Annotated in this window: 20 protein-coding genes and 2 other annotated features; of the genes, 19 read left to right on the forward strand and 1 reads right to left on the reverse strand. The window is 35.0% G+C overall.

Going from position 1 to position 20,900, the window contains the following annotated elements; all coding sequences use genetic code 11:
* Positions 1-128: 128 nt before the first annotated feature.
* The 19 genes from mdh (at position 129) to ACWNMZ_RS20115 (ending at position 20,112) form a co-directional block, all read left to right on the forward strand.
* Complete coding sequence (gene mdh, locus ACWNMZ_RS20025; RefSeq protein WP_441131280.1) at positions 129-1,064, forward strand: malate dehydrogenase; 936 nt, start codon at positions 129-131, stop codon at positions 1,062-1,064.
* Positions 1,065-1,296: 232 nt separating this feature from the next.
* On the forward strand, positions 1,297-2,013 hold the full coding sequence (locus ACWNMZ_RS20030) for a response regulator transcription factor (protein WP_031534847.1): 717 nt from the start codon (positions 1,297-1,299) through the stop codon (positions 2,011-2,013).
* Complete coding sequence (pnpS, locus tag ACWNMZ_RS20035) at positions 2,014-3,768, forward strand: two-component system histidine kinase PnpS (protein ID WP_449598857.1); 1,755 nt, start codon at positions 2,014-2,016, stop codon at positions 3,766-3,768.
* 1,020 nt (positions 3,769-4,788) lie between these two features.
* On the forward strand, positions 4,789-7,413 hold the full coding sequence (gene polA, locus ACWNMZ_RS20040) for a DNA polymerase I (protein WP_031534844.1): 2,625 nt from the start codon (positions 4,789-4,791) through the stop codon (positions 7,411-7,413).
* Positions 7,414-7,488: 75 nt separating this feature from the next.
* Positions 7,489-8,316 (forward strand): DNA-formamidopyrimidine glycosylase, encoded by an 828-nt coding sequence (gene mutM / locus ACWNMZ_RS20045; protein WP_031534842.1) that lies wholly within the window; start codon positions 7,489-7,491, stop codon positions 8,314-8,316.
* 78 nt (positions 8,317-8,394) lie between these two features.
* A complete protein-coding gene (ytaF, locus tag ACWNMZ_RS20050; RefSeq protein ID WP_031534840.1) occupies positions 8,395-9,030 on the forward strand; it encodes a sporulation membrane protein YtaF in 636 nt (211 codons plus the stop codon).
* Between the two features lie 161 nt (positions 9,031-9,191).
* Entirely contained in the window at positions 9,192-9,797 is a 606-nt protein-coding gene (gene coaE / locus ACWNMZ_RS20055) for a dephospho-CoA kinase (RefSeq protein ID WP_031534838.1), read from the forward strand.
* Positions 9,798-9,905: 108 nt separating this feature from the next.
* A complete protein-coding gene (nrdR, locus tag ACWNMZ_RS20060; RefSeq protein ID WP_031534836.1) occupies positions 9,906-10,361 on the forward strand; it encodes a transcriptional regulator NrdR in 456 nt (151 codons plus the stop codon).
* A gap of 245 nt (positions 10,362-10,606) precedes the next feature.
* Positions 10,607-12,025, forward strand: a complete 1,419-nt coding sequence (locus ACWNMZ_RS20065; protein ID WP_031534834.1) for a replication initiation and membrane attachment family protein — start codon at positions 10,607-10,609, stop codon at positions 12,023-12,025.
* A gap of 15 nt (positions 12,026-12,040) precedes the next feature.
* A complete protein-coding gene (gene dnaI / locus ACWNMZ_RS20070; RefSeq protein WP_449598858.1) occupies positions 12,041-12,970 on the forward strand; it encodes a primosomal protein DnaI in 930 nt (309 codons plus the stop codon).
* A gap of 44 nt (positions 12,971-13,014) precedes the next feature.
* Positions 13,015-13,323, forward strand: a complete 309-nt coding sequence (locus tag ACWNMZ_RS20075) for a hypothetical protein (RefSeq protein WP_449598859.1) — start codon at positions 13,015-13,017, stop codon at positions 13,321-13,323.
* A gap of 182 nt (positions 13,324-13,505) precedes the next feature.
* Positions 13,506-13,991 carry an IS200/IS605 family transposase gene (gene tnpA, locus ACWNMZ_RS20080; RefSeq protein WP_235252072.1) on the forward strand — a complete coding sequence of 162 codons (486 nt, stop codon included), beginning with the start codon at positions 13,506-13,508 and terminating at the stop codon, positions 13,989-13,991.
* A gap of 277 nt (positions 13,992-14,268) precedes the next feature.
* Positions 14,269-15,114 (forward strand): sporulation protein YtxC, encoded by an 846-nt coding sequence (gene ytxC, locus ACWNMZ_RS20085; protein ID WP_449598860.1) that lies wholly within the window; start codon positions 14,269-14,271, stop codon positions 15,112-15,114.
* Between the two features lie 69 nt (positions 15,115-15,183).
* Positions 15,184-15,422, forward strand: a binding site (T-box leader).
* Positions 15,423-15,503: 81 nt separating this feature from the next.
* Positions 15,504-17,441 carry a threonine--tRNA ligase gene (gene thrS, locus ACWNMZ_RS20090; RefSeq protein ID WP_031534826.1) on the forward strand — a complete coding sequence of 646 codons (1,938 nt, stop codon included), beginning with the start codon at positions 15,504-15,506 and terminating at the stop codon, positions 17,439-17,441.
* A 295-nt stretch (positions 17,442-17,736) separates the two neighbouring features.
* Positions 17,737-17,874: a sequence feature (ribosomal protein L20 leader region), on the forward strand.
* A 150-nt stretch (positions 17,875-18,024) separates the two neighbouring features.
* Complete coding sequence (gene infC / locus ACWNMZ_RS20095; RefSeq protein ID WP_016201804.1) at positions 18,025-18,528, forward strand: translation initiation factor IF-3; 504 nt, start codon at positions 18,025-18,027, stop codon at positions 18,526-18,528.
* 15 nt (positions 18,529-18,543) lie between these two features.
* Complete coding sequence (rpmI, locus tag ACWNMZ_RS20100; protein ID WP_016201803.1) at positions 18,544-18,744, forward strand: 50S ribosomal protein L35; 201 nt, start codon at positions 18,544-18,546, stop codon at positions 18,742-18,744.
* A gap of 26 nt (positions 18,745-18,770) precedes the next feature.
* Positions 18,771-19,127 carry a 50S ribosomal protein L20 gene (rplT, locus tag ACWNMZ_RS20105; protein WP_031534824.1) on the forward strand — a complete coding sequence of 119 codons (357 nt, stop codon included), beginning with the start codon at positions 18,771-18,773 and terminating at the stop codon, positions 19,125-19,127.
* A gap of 74 nt (positions 19,128-19,201) precedes the next feature.
* Complete coding sequence (locus ACWNMZ_RS20110; protein ID WP_235247887.1) at positions 19,202-19,468, forward strand: DUF1294 domain-containing protein; 267 nt, start codon at positions 19,202-19,204, stop codon at positions 19,466-19,468.
* Between the two features lie 68 nt (positions 19,469-19,536).
* Positions 19,537-20,112 (forward strand): TVP38/TMEM64 family protein, encoded by a 576-nt coding sequence (locus ACWNMZ_RS20115; RefSeq protein WP_031534820.1) that lies wholly within the window; start codon positions 19,537-19,539, stop codon positions 20,110-20,112.
* 289 nt (positions 20,113-20,401) lie between these two features.
* Here the strand turns inward: ACWNMZ_RS20115 and ACWNMZ_RS20120 are convergent, their stop codons facing one another.
* Complete coding sequence (locus ACWNMZ_RS20120) at positions 20,402-20,767, reverse strand: hypothetical protein (protein ID WP_031534818.1); 366 nt, start codon at positions 20,765-20,767, stop codon at positions 20,402-20,404.
* Positions 20,768-20,900: the final 133 nt, after the last annotated feature.

Raw genomic sequence — 20,900 nt, forward strand, 5'->3', positions numbered from 1 at the left:
GTGTATTGGATTAGAATGGGATAAGCTAATATGAAATAGTGTTACTAGATTTGAGTAAAAGGGGACTCTGCCTAGTAAATTGCCTATTAGTGGCTCATGCATTCTTGGTCTAATAAGGGGGATATTATATGGTTAAGCGCAAGAAAATTTCAATCATTGGTGGTGGATTTACGGGATCCACAACAGCATTTCTACTTGCTCAAAAAGAGCTTGGAGATATTGTTTTATTAGATGTTCCGCGAAATGAAAATGCAACTAAAGGTAAAGCCTTAGATATGTTTGAAGCGAGTCCTGTACAAGGGTTTGATGCAAATATTATTGGAACATCCGATTATAAGGATACTGCAGATTCTGATATTGTCATTATTACAGCTGGTATGGCAAGAAAACCAGGTATGAGTAGAGATGATCTTGTACAGACAAATCAATCCATTATGATATCAGTAACGAGGGAAATAGTGAAATATTCCCCTAATTGTATCATTATTGTACTTACGAATCCTGTTGATGCAATGACTTATACAGTCTATAAGGAATCAGGTTTTCCGAAAAATAGGGTTATTGGTCAGTCAGGTGTCTTAGATACCGCTCGTTTTCGAAGCTTTGTTGCGATGGAGCTAAACCTTTCTGTTAAAGATATTACAGGAATTGTATTAGGAGGACACGGAGATGATATGGTTCCGCTTATACGCTATTCGTATGCAGGTGGAATCCCGTTAGAATCGCTCATTCCGAAGCATAGATTGGAAGAGATTATTGAAAGAACAAGAAATGGTGGTGCCGAAATCGTAAATCTACTTGGGAATGGAAGCGCTTATTATGCTCCGGCGGCTTCATTAGTGGATATGTGTGAGGCAATTATGAAAAGTCAAAGACGAGTTCTTCCAACCATTGCTTATTTAGAAGGAGAGTACGGGTATAACGATCTTTATCTAGGTGTCCCTACGATTTTGGGCGGTAATGGAATCGAACAAATTATAGAACTTGATTTAACAGAAGATGAAAAAGCAGCATTAGAAAAATCTGTTCATTCCGTTCGTCATGTAATGACAGTATTAAATTGAATAAATGAGAAAAATCGGTCGAACATAAAAGTTAGCCGATTTTTTTATGGAATTAATTAAGTTACAAGCCTAGTTTTTCTAAAAGTATCATTGTTATAGCCTGCGCGTTTAAATCAATACTTCCTTTTGGAAATAGTAACGAAATGTTTTTTCCATTTTCGCTACACAATATATTATAATGTAAATAGGTATAAGGGGACTTAAGGGGAATTAACATATTTGGAGGCTGTATATGAAGAAAAAGGTATTAGTTGTAGATGATGAACAATCTATCGTAACTTTACTAAAGTATAATTTGCAACAGGCGGGGTATGATGTATTGACTGCCATGGACGGAGAAGAAGGATTGAATCTAGCTTTAACTGCTAATCCAGATGTCATCCTACTTGATTTAATGTTGCCAAAAAAAGATGGGATGGATGTTTGTAAAGAACTACGCCAACAGAAAGTGTTAACTCCTATATTAATGTTAACAGCAAAAGATGATGAGTTCGATAAAGTATTAGGACTTGAGCTTGGTGCAGATGATTATATGACCAAACCTTTTAGTCCGAGAGAGGTTATCGCCCGTATAAAAGCTGTTTTAAGAAGAACTCAGATGCAAGTGCCAACATCATCTAATGAAGTAAACACAGATGAGGATGAAGGTATTAAAATTGCAGAGTTGAAAGTCCTTCCTAATTATTATGAAGCCTATTTTAAAGGGGAATTATTAGAATTAACGCCTAAAGAATTTGAGCTATTATTATATCTTGTAAAAAACAAAGGCAGAGTTTTAACAAGAGACCAGCTGTTAAGTGCAGTTTGGAACTATGACTTTGTAGGCGATACAAGAATTGTAGATGTACATATTAGTCATTTACGAGAGAAAATTGAAGAAAATACAAAAAAACCTATATATATTAAAACAATTCGTGGTTTAGGCTATAAATTAGAGGAACCAAAGTAAATGAAGAGTTTTAAATCCCGATTAATGGCTAGTGTTTTATTTACTATTTTTATCGTGTTTTTATTTGTTGCTATTTTTATTGAGTCTTATAATAAGAAAACCTTTATGGATTCTTTTGATCACCGCCTAGAAAGAGAGGCTACATTAATAGCAAAGCAAATAATGAATAACGGTAGGATTTTAAAAGTTAATAATGATTTAATAATCGAATATAGCGAAGCATTAGAGTTACAGATTACGATTATTAATGAATCTGGCGAGATATTGTTCAATGTGGGAGAGCTGCAGACAGATGAAGAATATGAAAATCAAATGCAGGCTTTGTTATTAAATGAAAAAGTAAATGCCGTTGCGATTGATGGTAACCCTAACTTTCATTTTTACCAACTGGAGCTTTCTGATGAAGAAGGCGGCCAAGGTTATTTGCTAATAGGGGCAAAAGTAGACGAGATAGAAAATGCATACCAACATATCAATTGGATTATTTTTTCTTCGTTTGTATTTTCATTCATAGTAATTTATCTAGTTGGTTATAAATTAATTTATCGTTACACAAGGCCAATTGAGTCGGCTACCAAAGTTGCTGTTGATTTGGCAAATGGCAATTATCATGCTAGAACATATGAAGATCGAGTAGATGAGACAGGGATTCTTAGTTCTTCTCTTAATAAGGTTGCCAAAGATATGCAAGAAATGGTAAAAGCACAAGAAATACAAGAAGATCGTTTAGGTACTTTGATTGAGAGTATTAGTAGTGGCCTTCTTTTAATAGATAGCAGAGGGTATATTAATTTAATCAATAAATCCTATAAAGATATTTTCTCTGTTCGTTCAGCTGACTATCTTTATAAACAATATTATAAAGTTATTCCATATAGACAAGTTACAGATCTTGCGGAAGAAATTTTTATGACAGAACATAAAGTTATTCGAGACATGACACTTGAAATTAAAAATGAGAAAAAGAGCTTTCAGGTTTATGGAGTTCCCATTATTGGGACAAATGATAGGTGGATGGGGATTTTGCTCGTTTTTAATGATATTACGGAGTTGAAGAAGCTAGAACAAGTTCGGAAAGACTTTGTAGCCAATGTTTCACACGAGTTAAAAACGCCTATTACTTCTATTAAGGGATTTTCTGAAACACTTCTTGATGGGGCGATGGAAGATAAAGAGACGCTGGAAGAATTTTTGCGAATTATTTTAAAAGAGAGCCATCGATTACAGACTTTAATTCAAGATCTTCTAGATTTATCAAAATTAGAACAACATCACTTCTCTTTAAATAAAGACGAGTTTAATTTGGTGGAAATTTTAAATAAGGCAACAAAAATGCTAGAAGGTCGAGCAGAGGCGAAAAATATAAAACTGAAATTTCCTCAATCAAATGAAATTATCCAGATTCAAGGAGATAGAAGTCGGTTAACTCAAGTCTTTTTAAATTTAATCACAAATGCTGTGATTTATACTCCAAACGATGGCGAAATCAACGTCTATGTTGTGGAAAAGAAAAAGAAAATTGAAGTTAGAATTCAAGATACAGGAATTGGAATCGATTCGGCAGAAATTCCAAGAATATTTGAGCGCTTTTATCGCGTAGATAAAGCAAGAAGTAGAAATTCTGGCGGAACAGGGCTAGGTCTTGCAATTGTTAAGCATTTAGTTGAATTACATAGAGGAACGATTCATGTGGAAAGTGAAATGGGTGTAGGAACTACCTTCACGGTTATTTTGCACAAGGAATTTCCATTTTAAGGACAGGGGATACTGACATCGGTATCCTCTTTTTTCTAAATCTAGCACATTTTCCTATGGTATCAGCGCCAGTTCACACGGCGCTAAACGGTGCCTTCCGCTTTTCACTGTCTAGCTTCAGTGCCTATCGGTTAGCAAACTTCCGACTATCTCCCTACGATAAGTCAACATCGACTCACTGCCGTTCCTCGTGTTTCCTTTATCTCAGTCGAGAGTCTCCAGTTTGTACACCGATAAACAGGCCCTTCCGCTTTTCATTGTCTAGCTCCAGTGCCTATCGGTTAGCAAACTTCCGACTATCTCCCTACGATAAGTCAACATCGACTCACTGCCGTTCCTCGTGTTTCCTTTATCTCAGTCGAGAGTCTCCAGTTTGTACACCGAAAAAACAGGCCCTTCCGCTTTTCATTGTCTAGCTCCAGTCACCAGCGCCAGATGAACTTCACGATTGTCTCTACGATAAGTCAACATCGTATCACTATCGTTCTTCGTGTTTCCTTTATCTCAAGAAAATCGCTCCAGTTCACACGGCGCTAAACGGTGCCTTCCGCTTTTCTTCTCTTTACATTGTTTTTACATTTGGTTTATGGTGGGTTTACACTTTGTTGATACAATAATTTGTGAAGTCCCCCTTATCCATTTGGTTAAGGACTTAAGCTGAAAGCTACCCCGCTTTTGGCTTCCCCTGTGTAAAATTAGTCTTGGAAGAGGGAAGAATTGGTTCTCGCTCGTTAGTAGAATAGATAGTTTTCTCCAATTCAAGACCATGTCAATATACCTAAAATGTTTTTATTAAAGTTGTAAAAATAGCAGAGATAGTTGGTAAAAGGTGTTTGTTCCACGTTTATTTCGTCGATGAATGAAATAAATATAAGCGTAGGAAGGAACCTCTTTTTCAGCAATCTCTGCCTTTTTACATTTATGTATATGTCATGTAAAATAAATAGTATTGAGCCATGTAACAATCATCGTTTTTTTTACGAGATAACATAACACATAAATAGGATGGAGGAGGATTTCTTGAAAAAGAAATTAATATTAATAGACGGTAATAGTATTGCCTATCGCGCGTTTTTCGCTTTACCGCTTTTAAATAACGATAAAGGTGTACATACAAATGCTGTTTACGGTTTTACCATGATGTTAATGAAAATTTTAGAAGAAGAGAAGCCAACACATGTTTTAGTAGCCTTTGATGCAGGAAAAACAACTTTCCGACATAAAACATTTAGTGAATATAAGGGAGGGCGTCAGAAGACACCACCAGAATTGTCAGAGCAATTCCCTTATATAAGAGAGCTATTGAAATCCTATGGTATCCATCATTACGAATTAGAAAACTATGAAGCAGATGATATTATTGGAACTCTTTCTCTTCAAGGAGAAAAGGATGGGTTTGAAGTGGTTGTTATTTCTGGTGACAAAGATTTAACACAATTGAGCTCAGATAAGACAACTGTTTATATCACAAGAAAAGGGATAACAGATATGGAATCCTATACGCCTGAACATGTTCAGGAAAAATACGGTCTAACTCCAGATCGTATTATTGATATGAAAGGCTTAATGGGAGATAGTTCAGATAATATTCCTGGTGTTCCTGGGGTAGGAGAAAAAACAGCAATTAAATTGTTGAAGGAATTTGATTCATTAGAAAAATTGGTAGAGTCTATTGACCAAGTAAGTGGTAAGAAGCTGAAAGAAAAGCTAGAAGAATTTAAGGATCAAGCTTTAATGAGCAAAGAACTAGCTACTATTACAAGAAAAGCTCCTCTAACAATAACTTTGGAAGATACAGAATTTCCTGGAATGCAAATAGAAAAGCTAAAAGAAATGTTCAAGGAGCTTGGATTTAACTCTTTACTCGAAAAATTAGGAGAAACACCTGAACAAGAGGAACTAGTGTTAGAAGATATAAATTTTGAAACGGTTGAAAATATTACAGAAGCTATTTTTTCTGATATAAATATAATGTATGTCGAAGTATTGGAGGATAACTATCATTATGCCCCAATCTTAGGTATCTCTTTATTAAATGACACAGGAGCATACTATCTACCGATCAATCAAGCTTTAGTATCGTCTGCTTTCAAAGCATGGGCAGAAGATGAAAACAAAGAAAAGATTGTTTATGATGCTAAAAGATCGGAAGTGTCTTTACGACATCAAGGGATTCATTTAAAAGGAATTACGTTTGATGTTCTTATTGCTGCATATTTAGCAGATCCTTCTGCAACGATTGAAGATGTTGCTTCTGTTGCTAAAAAATATGGCTATCTTAACTTACAATCAGATGAAGCTTTCTATGGAAAAGGAGCAAAAAGAAAGGTTCCAGATCAAGAATTCTTATCTGATCACATCGTAAGAAAAGCATTCGCTATGCAGGCTATACAAGAGAAAATGGAAGATGAATTAAGAAAGAATGACCAAGAAGCACTATTTTATGATTTAGAAATGCCATTAAGCCTAGTGCTAGCTGATATGGAGTCAACGGGAGTGAAAGTGGATGTTGATCGCTTGAAAGCAATGGGAGAAGAGCTTTCCGAAAGACTGAAAGAAATTGAAGGGCGAATTTATGAGCTTGCAGGTGAAACCTTTAATATTAACTCTCCGAAGCAGCTCGGTGTTATTTTATTTGAAAAGCTTGGCTTGCCAGTTGTGAAAAAAACGAAGACAGGATATTCAACCTCTGCTGATGTGTTGGAACAGCTTGCAAGTTCACATGAAGTAATTAGAGAAATCCTTGAATATAGACAGCTTGGTAAATTACAGTCAACCTATATAGAAGGCTTGCAAAAAGTGGTACATAATGGAAGAATTCATACAAGATTTAATCAAGTATTGACACAAACAGGTCGTTTAAGCTCTATTGATCCTAACCTTCAAAATATTCCAATTCGGTTAGAAGAAGGAAGAAAAATTAGACAAGCATTTGTACCGACAGAAAAGGATTGGGTTATTTTTGCTGCTGACTATAGCCAAATCGAGTTACGTGTTCTTGCTCATATTGCCAATGACGAGAAATTAATAGAAGCATTCAGAGAAGACCATGATATCCACACAGAAACAGCTATGTCCGTTTTTCATGTAGAAGCAGATGCGGTCACTTCTAATATGCGAAGACATGCAAAAGCGGTTAACTTTGGAATTGTATATGGTATTAGTGACTATGGGTTATCGCAAAGCTTGCACATTACGAGAAAAGAAGCAGCCAAGTTTATTGAACGCTATTTAGAAAGCTATCCAGGAGTAAGGAGTTATATGGAAGAAATTGTGGCAGATGCAAAACAAAAAGGATATGTCTCAACATTGCTTCATAGAAGAAGGTATTTAGCTGATATCACAAGCAGAAACTTTAATCTTCGAAGCTTTGCCGAGAGAACAGCAATGAATACACCAATACAAGGCAGTGCCGCTGACATTATAAAAAAAGCGATGATTGAAATGGCAAAACGTTTAGAAGAAGAAGGATTACAGGCTAAATTATTATTACAAGTGCACGATGAATTAATCTTTGAGGCTCCAAAAGAAGAAATCGAGAAGTTGAAAGAAATAGTTCCAGATGTAATGGAACATGCAGTTGAATTAAGTGTTCCTTTAAAAGTGGATTACTCTTATGGACCAACTTGGTATGATGCGAAGTAATAAATGATTATTTTATAATATTGGTGAGAAGTAAAGAATCATGAGCAATTTTCTCAAGGAAATGAGGTATATGAGGTGCCAGAATTACCAGAAGTTGAGACGGTACGTAAAACGTTAAAACAATTAACGCAAAATAAAGTAATTAAGGAAGTTGTTGTGTCATGGGCAAAAATGATTAAAAAACCAGAAAATGTAGAAGAGTTTTCCGATGCATTAATTGGTCAAACCATCCTTGATGTAAAAAGACGAGGCAAATTCATTTTAATTGAAACAAATGATTTTACGATTGTTTCGCATTTGCGAATGGAAGGCAAATACGGTGTGTTTCAAGCTGGTGAACCCGTTGATAAACATACCCATGTTATTTTCTTTTTTGAAGATGGTTCTGAATTAAGATATAAGGATGTACGTAAATTTGGAACAATGCATTTATTTAAAAAGGGTGAGGAATTAAATGCCATGCCACTGTCTCAATTAGGTCCTGAACCATTTGATGCTGATTTTACGATTGCTAATTTTACAGAGCGATTATTAAAAACCAGCCGAAGCATAAAAACGGCATTATTGGATCAAAAAATTGTCGTTGGTTTAGGCAATATTTACGTAGATGAAGCATTGTTTCGAAGTGGCATTCATCCAGAGCGATTAGCAAATTCGTTAAAATCTGCCGAAATGGAGAAACTATATAAAGAGATTATTGCTACTTTATCGGAAGCTGTTGAAAAGGGTGGTAGTACGATTCGTTCTTATGTAAACACACAAGGGCAAATAGGAATGTTCCAGCTTGAACTATATGTATATGGCCGAAAAGGGCAAGACTGTAAAGTATGTGGACATACATTAGAAAGAATTATTGTCGGAGGAAGAGGAACTGTTTTTTGTCCTAATTGTCAAAAAAAATAAAACAATAAATCTAAATTAACATTGGATGGGCTCTTTCCATATAGTATATTACTATTGATTTGGAAGGAGCTTATCTTTATGGCCCAGGTGTTTTCTCTTTTATTAATAGCAATCGCTGTTAGCATCGATAGCTTTAGTGTTGGGTTTACTTATGGTCTGCGAAAAATGAAAATGCCCTTAAATTCTATCCTTATTATCGCCTGTTGTTCCGGTCTGACACTGCTTACAGCAATGTTGGTAGGTCATGTTATTTCAAGGATATTCTCCCCCTCGTTTGCAGAGAGTTTAGGTGGCATTATATTAATAATATTAGGTGGATGGATTCTTTACCAATATTTTAAGCCAAGCAAGGAAAAGGAAGTATTAACAGAAGAAAAGAATATTATTAATTTTGAAATAAAATCTTTAGGTATCGTTATAAATATATTGAAGAAACCTTTGTCAGCCGACTTTGATAAATCGGGAACAATTACAGGGGTAGAAGCAGTTATGTTAGGCTTTGCTCTGTCTTTAGATGCCTTTGGCGCAGGAATTGGAGCTTCCATGCTAGGACTTCCTCCACTTTTTTTAACACTTTCCGTTATCTTTATGAGTACATCCTTTGTTTCGTTAGGGATTTATCTAGGTAAATTTCTGTCAGAAAAAAGTTATATGGATAAATTTTCTTTTATCCCAGGGATTATTTTAATTATTATTGGGATATTTAAACTCTAAATCGCTTGAAAAAATTAGCGAATAGGTTATATTTTCTAAGGTGGTGACCCTCCTTGGCGAATCGCCTTAGGAATTTCACCTATCTATTGCTTTATATATTTACAAAAGTGTTTGTTCATTTAATTTTGTTACATACTAAATTTAATAAGGCAGGTATTGTCATGACATTAATAGTAGGCTTAACAGGGGGGATTGCGAGCGGCAAATCGACAATATCCTCCTATTATCAATCATTGCATATTCCGATTATTGACGCTGATATCGAGTCTAGATTAGCTGTTGAAATAGGAGAACCAGCATATGTAGAAATTGTTGCTCATTTTGGTAAGGATATTCTTCATCAAGATGGTACTTTAAATCGCCAAAAGCTTGGAGAAATTATTTTTTCGAATGAAGGGGAACGGGATGTGCTTAATAGTATCGTTCATCCTGATGTAAGAAGGAGAATGGATGAAAAGCAAAGACAAGCCGTTAAGATGGGCGAAAAAATCGTAATTTTAGATATCCCATTACTATTTGAAAATAAATTAAACACAATGGTTGATCGAACTATTTTAGTATATGTAGATCGAGATATCCAAATAGCAAGGTTAAGGAACAGAAATAATTTAAGCTATGAGCAGGCAGTTAATAGAATAAATGCGCAGATGCCTTTGCTGGAGAAAAAAGCTCTTGCTGATGAAGTAATTAATAATAATGGGACAATCGAAAATTCATTACAGCAAGCGAAGAATATTTTGGAAAAGTGGCATGTTTTTCCTATCTGACATTAGGTTATAGGTGAAATTTAATATAATTACTTGTACAAGCCTTTAATTTTATATAATATGAAGATAAGTATATACATGGAACAAAGAATTCGGAGCTGATATGAAATGAGATGTCCTACCTGTCAACATAATAACACCCGTGTTCTTGATTCACGACCAGTTGATGAATATAAATCGATTCGTAGAAGAAGAGAGTGTGAAGCCTGTGGCAATCGATTTACAACTTTTGAAAAAGTAGAAGAGATTCCTTTGATTGTAGTGAAGAAAGAAGGAACACGTGAAGAATTTAGTAAGGATAAAATATTGCGTGGTTTAATTAGAGCATGTGAGAAGAGACCGGTTGCATTAAAACAACTGGAGGAAATTACTGCAGAAGTAGAGAAAGAGCTTCGAAGTAATGTTGCCTCAGAGATAAAGAGTGAAATAATTGGAGAAATGGTAATGGATCGCTTAGCAAAAGTTGACGAAGTGGCATATGTACGGTTTGCTTCTGTTTATCGCCAGTTTAAAGATATAAATGTGTTTATTGACGAACTTAAAGAATTAATCAAAAAAGACTAGCGAATTTTATCCCTCTCTATACGGACCATAAGACTCTCTCCTTTTGCTTAGGAGAATACGAGGAGTAAAGTTGGGAGATTGTTGTCCATAAAGATCCGATTGGTTCAACTATGGATGGGGGGAAAAACTCATTAATGAGTTTCACTTTATGGAAATGATTACTAAGGGAGCTGAAGATTTCTTTGGCTCTTTTTTGCCTTTCAACTCCTTTGATGGAAATAGAATGTAAGGAAGGGGGACTTAATATGTCTCAGCACTGGCAAGACCTACTTCCCGTCGACAGATATCGAGTAGCTGTGAATGGACTCTTAAGTGATTATGATCGAAAAACAATCACATTCTTGTATCAACCATTAATTGGGACACAGTGTTTAGCTTTATACATGACTTTATGGGCTGAAGTAGAAGAAAATCGCTTGTGGTCCATGACAAATACACATCATAGCTTAATGAATTTCATGAGCTGTGGTTTAAATGATATATATGAAGCAAGACTAAAGCTAGAGGGAATTGGTCTTTTAAAAACGTATTTAAAGAAGGAGGATGGCAATCGCTCGTTTATTTATGAATTGCAGCCACCTTTATCGCCAGCACAATATTTTCTCGACGGAATGTTAAATGTTTATTTATATCGAAAAATTGGAAAAGCACAATATAGCAGATTGAAGAAATTCTTTTCCGATGAAAAAATTGTTGATCCAAGTTTTCAGCTTGTAACAAAAGGTTTTCAAGAGGTATTTATGTCTGATCATGGAAGTGCTGTTCGGGCAATACATGAATTAGAGGATGAAGAAGAGACTGACCAAACCTATATTGGAAGAGAAGAGCAGACTGGAATTCAAATTACGAAGGTGGATTTTGATTTTGAACTACTCTATGCAGGAATACACGATTCTTTACTTTCGAAAAAAGCCTTTACCAAAAAGGTGAAGGAAGCGATACAAAATCTTGCCTTTATCTATGGAATTGACCCCATTCAAATGAAGAATATCGTTATCAGTGCAATTAATCAACAGGATGAGATTGATATGGAAGAATTAAGAATAGCTGCTCGTGATTGGTATCAATTTCAGCATAACGATTTGCTGCCAATGTTAGTTGACCGAAAACAGCCGCAGAAGGATTATTCGTCTATGGATGCTCCAAAATCAAAAGAGGAAGAATTAATCTATTATTTAGATCATACTTCTCCTCGTGAAGTATTAAAAGATATTTCAGGAGGTGCTGAACCATCTAAAACGGATTTGCAAATAATCGAAGAAATTATGTTTTCACAAAAGCTCTTACCTGGAGTAATAAATGTGCTTATTCAATATGTTATGCTAAAAACAGATATGAAATTAACGAAAGGTTATATAGAAAAGATAGCTGGTCAATGGGTAAGAAAGAATATTCGTACGGTGAAGGATGCAATGGATTTAGCGAAAAAGGAACATAAGCAATATATGGAATGGGCGCAAGGTAAAAAAAATCAACAATCAAAGTCAACTCGTCGCAAAGCAATTCGTACAGAAAAAATTCCAGAATGGTTTGGACAACAAGATCAGGGGAATGAAGAAGCAAATAAAACAGCGGAACAGAATCAAGATAATGCAGCAAGCGACAAAGACTTGGAGCAGAAGAAAAGAGAGCTGGAAGAACGCATAAAAAAATTAAAAAAATAGGTGGTGAATCAAACGGTGGAAAGGATTAATGATACGTTAAAGAAGTTTGGGGCAGGTAATAATTTTCAGGAACGTTACCGTGCGATGAAACAGGAAGTACTTGCACACCCTGATGTGAGGGCCTTTTTACGCGAGCATGAAGATGAGTTGACTTCCAATGCGGTAGATGTGGGAATGATGAAATTATATGAATATGCTAATCAAAGCAAGGCTTGTAATAAGTGCCCAAGCCTTCAAGGTTGTGTGAATATGATGCAGGGTTATCATCCGAGTCTAGTTGTTATGAGGGGGAATATTGAGATTCAATATGACCGCTGCCCAAGGAAGCTCCAAGAGGATAACCAAAAGAAAAAAGAAAAATTAATCCAAAGTTTATATGTGCCCAAGGACATTTTAGAAGCATCTTTTGACAGGCTGGACATAGAAGGAGAAAGAATGGAAGCAGTAGATGCAGCTATTCGATTTGTAGAGGAGTATAAACCTGGTCAAAGACAAAAGGGAATATACTTTTACGGTGAATTTGGAGTGGGTAAATCCTATATTTTAGGAGCCATTGCAAACGAACTTTCTCAAAAGCAAATTTCTTCTATGATCGTATATGTTCCTGAATTATTTAGGGAAATGAAAAGCTCGATTGCTAATAGTACATTAAATGACAAAATCGAAAGCATCAAAAGGGAGCCGATTTTAATGCTGGATGATATTGGTGCAGAAACAATGTCTAGTTGGATTCGAGACGAGGTATTAGGACCAATCTTACAGTTTAGGATGTTAGAGAATTTACCGACTTTATTTACATCTAATTTTGACTTTAGTGGACTAGAGCATCATCTTACCTACTCTCAAAGAGGAGAAGAGGAAAAGATGAAAGCAATGAGAGTAATGGAAAGAATTCGTTACTTATCTACACCGATTCATGTAAAAGGTAAAAATAAGCGGATATAAAAAATTTATACTAGATGTTTATAAGTGTAAGGAGTAGTGTTGAGTTGACGGAAATTTCGAATGCAGAAAAATTACTGGTAAAGCGTTATAATCAATTTCTTTTCTTTGTATCCATCACTATTTTGCTATTGTTAATCCCATTTTTTCTCTCGTTTTATAGCCCGGGAATTTATAAAATAATCTTGGCATTATTGGTATTCGGATTAACTTATACGTATGTTACAAAAAATAGAAGGTTACTTGCATACGTAAGAAATCTTTGCGAAAAACGATCCATTTCTTTACAAATGATGTATATAAGATACATTATTGTGTATGTCATTATAGTAGGAGCAATCGTATTCTTTTTGTGAATTTGGATATTACGAACGAAGACAGACTAATTAAAAGTCTGTCTATTTTTTATAGAAAAGAAAACCCTGGGCTATGCCTAGGGTTCCAAAAAGCTTACAGCGTGGTATTAAAAAAGCTTCCTCAAGGTGCTAAAATATTTTTGGTTCGCCAACCGAAAATAAATAGCCAGGAGGAAGTCCTTATGTCAAAAGACAATAATAGTTTAGCACACACAACTTGGAATTGTAAGTATCACATAGTATTTGCACCAAAATATAGAAGACAAATAATTTACGGGAAAATAAAGAAAGATATTGGACAAATCTTACGTACCTTGTGTGAGAGGAAAGGCGTGGAGATAATAGAAGCAACAGCGTGTAAGGATCACGTACATATGTTAGTGAGTATTCCGCCAAAATTAAGTGTATCAGCATTTGTAGGATATCTAAAAGGAAAAAGTAGCTTGATGATATTTGATCGACATGCACAACTGAAATATAAATATGGAAATCGAAAATTTTGGTGTACAGGATATTATGTAGATACGGTAGGAAGAAACAAAAAGGTAATAGAAGAATATATACGTAATCAAATACAAGATGATATAGTCGCAGAACAATTAACGATAATGGAATATATTGATCCATTTACAGGGGAAGAAGTGAAGAAAAAGAAACGAAATAATTAGGAGAGAAGGCCTTTGAGGTCTGGCCAGTAGAAGTAGTACAAATGGCGAACCTTTCAGTAGCCCTTTAGGGTTTGGTCAGTAACAAAGGCTTTCAGCCGCAGAGAAAACCACCCGTTCTCACGGGTGGTCCTTATTTAGAAAAGGCAATTCCTCTATATTGTAAGCATATATTACGATAACGGACATACTCCGATGATTTTCCTTATTTTATAGTCTATTTTCTCTCTATCCCCCATATATATGGAATCGAGGACTTCTTTATAAAGGGGGGATACGGTTGATCGAAATTCAATTTCATTCTGAAAAAGATGCAAAGAAATTTTTGCGTTTAATGAATAAACAGGTAAAACTTGCTGAGTCGATTGAAAGAATAAGTGATGACAATAGTGGAAATGTCGTTAAAATAGATGGAAGCAGTCAGGTAGTGCAAAAATGCTTAACCGCTTTTATCTTGCATATTAAAACAGATGATTGGGCAAAAGAAATATTACAAAATCGTTATTTCTATATGGATGAATTAGAACAACGGAGTATATTAGAAATTCTTCATAGTTTAATAGAAGAAGAGCGTGAAGGACTAGCAAATATAACAAAAGATATTAATATAAAAGCATGTCTTGCAGAAAGTATGAATAATTTTATGGTGGAAACACATCATGCATTTTCTTTTGATTCATTTGTGACCTTTCGATTAAAGGCTTTTTTTGAAAAGCTACTAAAATACATAGAATTATCGATTGATGAGTACAAAATGGAACAAGAATATCAGGTGTTTATTCATAGCTTACGAAATTCCCTTTCTAAAAAAACTGCAAAAGTGAATCATATTCATGTTTTAGTTGACTTAGAAATCCAGTTTTTTGATACCGAATATCAAGAGATTCCCCAACAGGAATTAATGATGTTGTATGAGCAAAGAAGTTTAGCTTCTTCTCCCTATTATATTGACCCATATTCTTTAGGACCACTGCTGGCAATTGCTCCGAAAACAATCTATTTATATACTGAAGATAGGGAGTTGCCTATTGTGCGAACAATTTTAAACATTTTTGAAGAGAGAGTACAGCTTCTTGAAAAGGGTCATTTTTTCCTAAGAATAAACACTCAAAAAGAAATAAAATAAGATTTTTATCTCCCCTTGATTTTATGTTTAGAAAAGCATATAATAACGTACATAAATTAACTATAACTTATACATGTATTGATAAGGACAATAGTTTTCTTGTACGGTTTAAAGAGAGGGAAGGATGCTGGGAACTTCCTAACACGATGAGATTACTTACCACCTTTAAACTTCAGTCAGGAACAGGGAACCTAAGTAATGACTGGCGGTCTCAGCAGCCGTTATCTGTTTAAACTAAAGTCAGACAATGGATTGTCTGAGAATTAGGGTGGAACCACGTGTTTATATTTATAAAACTCGTCCCTTCGCATAGGGATGGGTTTTTTTGCGTTCAATCGGTTCTTATCGTACATGAAAAGCTTAATGGCGAGAATGAAGGAGGAAGTTTTATGTCAGATCTAATTAACATTACATTTCCAGATGGAGCGGTAAAGGAGTTTCCAGTAGGGACAACAACAGAAGATATTGCCGGTTCCATTAGCCCAGGGTTAAGAAAAAAAGCACTTGCAGGAAAAATAAATGGTTCATTATATGATTTGAAAAGACCAATTTTAGAAGATGCTTCTTTTGAAATTGTTACACCTGATAGCCCGGATGCACTAGAAATTTTGCGTCATAGCACTGCACACTTAATGGCACAAGCGATTAAACGTATCTATGGAAATGTAAAGCTTGGTGTAGGTCCAGTTATCGAAAATGGGTATTATTATGATATTGATTTAGAGCAATCATTAACACCAGAAGATTTACCGGCTATTGAAAAGGAAATGAAGAAAATAATCAATGAAAATCTGGAGATTGTTCGTAAAGAAGTAAGCAGAGCGGAAGCGATTGAGCTTTTTAAAGAAATGGATGACGAATATAAGCTAGAATTAATTGATGCAATCCCAGAAGATGAAACGGTAACACTTTATCAACAAGGTGAATTCGTTGATCTATGTCGTGGTGTACATGTTCCTTCAACTGGAAAACTAAAAGAGTTTAAATTACTAAATATTGCTGGGGCTTATTGGAGAGGAAATAGCGATAATAAAATGCTTCAGCGTATTTATGGAACTGCATTCTTTAAGAAGAATGAGTTAGAGGAGCACTTACGATTTTTAGAAGAGGCGAAGGAAAGAGATCATCGTAAAATTGGGAAAGAATTAGATTTATTTATGACTTCTCAAAAAGTGGGACAAGGCCTACCGCTATGGCTTCCAAAAGGTGCAACAATCAGACGCATTGTAGAGCGCTATATAGTAGACAAGGAAGAAAGATTAGGCTATAACCATGTATATACACCGATTATGGGTAGTGTAGACCTGTACAAGACCTCTGGTCACTGGGATCATTATCAAGAGGATATGTTCCCAGTAATGGAAATGGATAATGAACAGTTAGTGCTTCGTCCAATGAACTGTCCACATCATATGGTTGTTTATAAAAATGATATTCACAGCTATCGCGAATTGCCAATTCGTATCGCAGAGCTTGGAACAATGCATCGTTATGAAATGTCAGGTGCATTATCTGGATTACAGCGTGTTCGTGGAATGACATTAAATGATGCGCATATCTTTGTAAGACCAGACCAAATTAAAGATGAATTCAAACGTGTCGTAAACTTAGTATTAGAAGTATATAAAGATTTCGATATTACAGATTACTCATTCCGACTATCTTATCGTGATCCAGCAGATACTGAAAAATATTTTGATGACGATGAAATGTGGGATAAAGCACAAAGCATGCTGAAAGGGGCAATGGACGACCTAGGTCTAGATTATTTTGAAGCAGAAGGAGAAGCTGCATTCTATGGTCCTAAATTGGATGTGCAAGTGAAAACAGCTTTAGGAAAAGATGAGACATTATCTACTGTGCAATTGGACTTCTTATTGCCTGAGCGCTTTGATTTAACATATGTTGGGGAGGATGGAAAACAACATCGTCCAGTTGTTATCCATAGAGGAGTAGTATCTACAATGGAACGCTTTATTGCATTCCTTATCGAAGAATACAAAGGGGCATTCCCAACTTGGTTATCGCCAGTGCAAGTACAAGTGATTCCTGTATCACCTTCTGTACACTTTGACTATGCAAAAGAAGTACAAGAAAACTTACAAAGACACGGTATCCGTGTAGAGCTTGACGAACGTGATGAAAAAATCGGCTACAAAATCCGTGAGGCGCAAATGAAAAAAATCCCTTACATGCTAGTAGTCGGAGATAAAGAAGTAGAAGACAAAGCCGTAAATGTCCGCAAATACGGAGAACAAAAATCAGAAACAGTTTCTTATGTAGACTTCTTGGAAAAATTAACGCAAGAAGTAAAATTTTCTAACTAAGTTAGCATAGATTTTTATGAAGTAGCATCTTATGACTTAGTTTTCATGGATCTTAGGATAAGGTTCAGAGGGAATGGACGTCTGCCAGAAAGCAAAAAACAAACGAACTTCTGTCGTTTTAAAGGTTGTAAAGTCCGAATTTCGTTCCATATTCCTAGCTTTTCTGAATTTATGCATAAAAAGTATTGCATTGAATCAATTATTTTGATAAAATTTTTCTCGTTGTGATATTTCTTTCGTTGACTTACAGTTATCATTTGTGATATAGTTACTAAGGTAAATTGAATACGAGTTTGAGGAAAAGAAGAAGCACCCGCTTCTCACCTGATTGACACAGATTCCAAGTAGTTAACAGGTATTACGTAAAACATTTTAGGTATTACTTTTGTTTCGTAAGTGTGGGTGAATTGTTCATCCACACTTTTTTATTTGGATGATAAAGATTACAAAGCCTACGATGTCAACTTGAGAGTCAAGTGTCAATTAGTATCTAAGCTAGAGAAGGTGACCTAGAATAGATTATTCTTGACCCGAACGTTGTATTCGTCATTAACCTTGGAGGTGTTTAACTATTAGCAAAGATATGATTTTAAATGAAGGCATTCGTGCAAGAGAAGTTCGTCTTATTGACCAAAATGGAGAACAGCTTGGGATTAAAACGAAATTTGAAGCTCTTGAAATTGCAACACGTGTAAATCTTGATGTTGTTCTTGTTGCTCCAAACGCAAAACCGCCAGTAGCTCGTATCATGGACTATGGTAAATACAAGTTTGAACAGCAAAAGAAAGAAAAAGAAGCACGTAAAAATCAAAAAATCATTAATATTAAAGAGGTTCGCCTTAGTCCAACTATAGATGAGCATGACTTTAATACAAAGCTTCGTAATGCTATTAAGTTCCTAGAAAAAGGCGATAAAGTAAAAGCATCCATTCGTTTTAAAGGACGTGCTATTACACATAAGGAAATCGGTCAACGAGTACTTGTTCGTTTTGCAGAAGCATGTGCAGAAGTTGCCACTGTGGAATCACATCCAAAAATGGACGGTCGAAGCATGTTCATGACTTTAGCGCCTAAAAACGACAAGTAAGAGGAGGAATACCAAATGCCAAAAATGAAAACTCACCGCGGAGCTGCTAAACGTTTCAAAAAGACAGGCTCTGGTAAATTAAAACGCTCAAAAGCTTATACTAGTCACTTATTTGCTAACAAATCTACTAAGCAAAAACGTAAACTTCGCAAAGCTGGATTAGTATCCAAAGGCGATTTCAAACGCATTCGTCATTTATTAGACAACATTAAGTAATTTTTTCAATATAGGAGGGAAATTATATGCCACGTGTTAAAGGCGGTACAGTTACACGCAAACGTCGTAAAAAAGTTCTTAAATTAGCTAAAGGTTATTATGGTTCAAAACATACATTATACAAAGTTGCAAACCAACAAGTAATGAAATCATTAATGTATGCATACAGAGATCGTCGTCAAAAGAAACGTGATTTCCGTAAATTATGGATTACTCGTATCAACGCAGCTGCTCGTATCAACGGTCTTTCTTATAGCCGTTTAATGCACGGATTGAAGTTAGCTGGTATTGAAGTAAACCGTAAAATGCTTGCTGAACTTGCTGTAAGTGATGAAAAAGCATTTGCTGAATTAGCTACAGTTGCAAAACAAAACTTAAAATAAGTTTATTAAAAAAAGGAGGTATTTGCTACCTTCTTTTTTTTATATTTTTTTCTTTGAAAGAAGGAGGAAGCAGGATGATGCCATTACTATCCATCTATTTAGTGTTAATCAATGTAACAGGCTATTTATTCATGATGATTGATAAAAAAAGAGCGATCAAGCATCAGTATCGCATAAGTGAGCGAACCCTTTGGACAATTGCTATTTTTTTCGGTGCTTTAGGGTTATACATAGGTATGAAAAATTTTCGGCATAAAACAAAGCATGCTACATTTAAATATGGTTTACCAGCACTAACATTACTAGAATTAGGGATTGTACTCTATTGGCTGAATGTTTAGGCATATTCTCTTGTCTTTTTCTATACACTTTAATAACAGCATGATTCTTTAGAGCAGAAGGTGATAAGATGGAAGAGCAGTTATCAGTCCTATTTGTAATGGTAGAAGTTAGTGGCATTTTAGCGCCAATTATATTTATTTTATTCCATACCCTACGGCAATTTTTGTTTATTCCTCCAATCTTAGTCTGTATTGCAGGAGGAGTTTTATTTGGAGTGACGCTTGGAACCATCTATTCTATTATAGGCTTAACAATTAATTGTCTCATTTTCTATACTGTCATTCATCGCTTGCCAAAGACACATCGGAAACTATCTAATTTAAAAAAAAGATGGTTTGGGGAGTATCGTAATTTGACACTTGGACAAATCACAGTATTGCGTTTAATACCAGTATTTCATTATCATTTACTAAATTTTTGCCTATTAGAGAAAAGAAAAAGTTTAAATGAATATGGAAAAAGCGCTTTTTTAAGCAATATACCTTTAGCGTTCTTTTATACTATTTTCGGTCAGTTTATTAGTCAATTTTCGTTAACAATGGTCGTCATTATTATGTTTGCATTAGCGATACTTGTTTATATTTTAAGGGAAAAAATTACGATTATTAAATGGAGAGAATTTTTTAAAGAAGCCCATGAGTAAAATACTTCATGTAAAAAAGTCTAGGACAAAACTAATTTGCTAATCTGTGAAGACGAACAATTTCTAATATAGCGATTTCACAAATAGCTGTTATCCAAAATGAGTTATGAAAAATAATCAAATGAAAAACTAATTCGTTCCCATTCTGCTACAGACACAAAATGTGCTGCAGGGAACAACACCAACTTCACTGAAACGGTCTTTTATAAACTATAAAAACCCGACCAACCATATGGAACTTGATATGGTTGGTCGGGTTTTTCAATGAGCTGGAATACTGTCCGAACCTCTACGTATTTTTTTCTGCTTCTTTAAACCGTGTCCAATCAATTTTAGCCTTTGGGTATATAGACAATAGTGACTGTTCTATATAGGCTTTGTCTTGTTTTGACATCTTCGTATTATAAGGATTGGTAGGGAATAGTAAGATGTGATCAACTTCGTTTGCTACTGCGTATTTTTCCCCTTCGAGTAAATGCCCTTTATAGGTTAATAAGAGATTCATTCTTATATTATCCTTTTGATCGAGCAAATAAAAAGTTCTCCGCTTTTGCGCTAACTTCAATCGTTGTTGTGGATTCATTAAGAAAGAAAGGATTCGAAATAAACCATAAAGAAGAAATACGAGCAGAACAATTAACAAAAGCCATTTCATAAAAGAGCCTCCAGTAACTTAATTTTTCAGGATTAACTAATAGAATACGATTGATAATAGAAAAGGTTTCATTATTTTAGAAAAAATATTTTTTTAAAAGAAAAAAGATTAAATAAATAGAAACCAAGGTTTG

The sequence above is a fragment of the Niallia sp. Marseille-Q9988 genome (genome assembly GCF_976954375.1).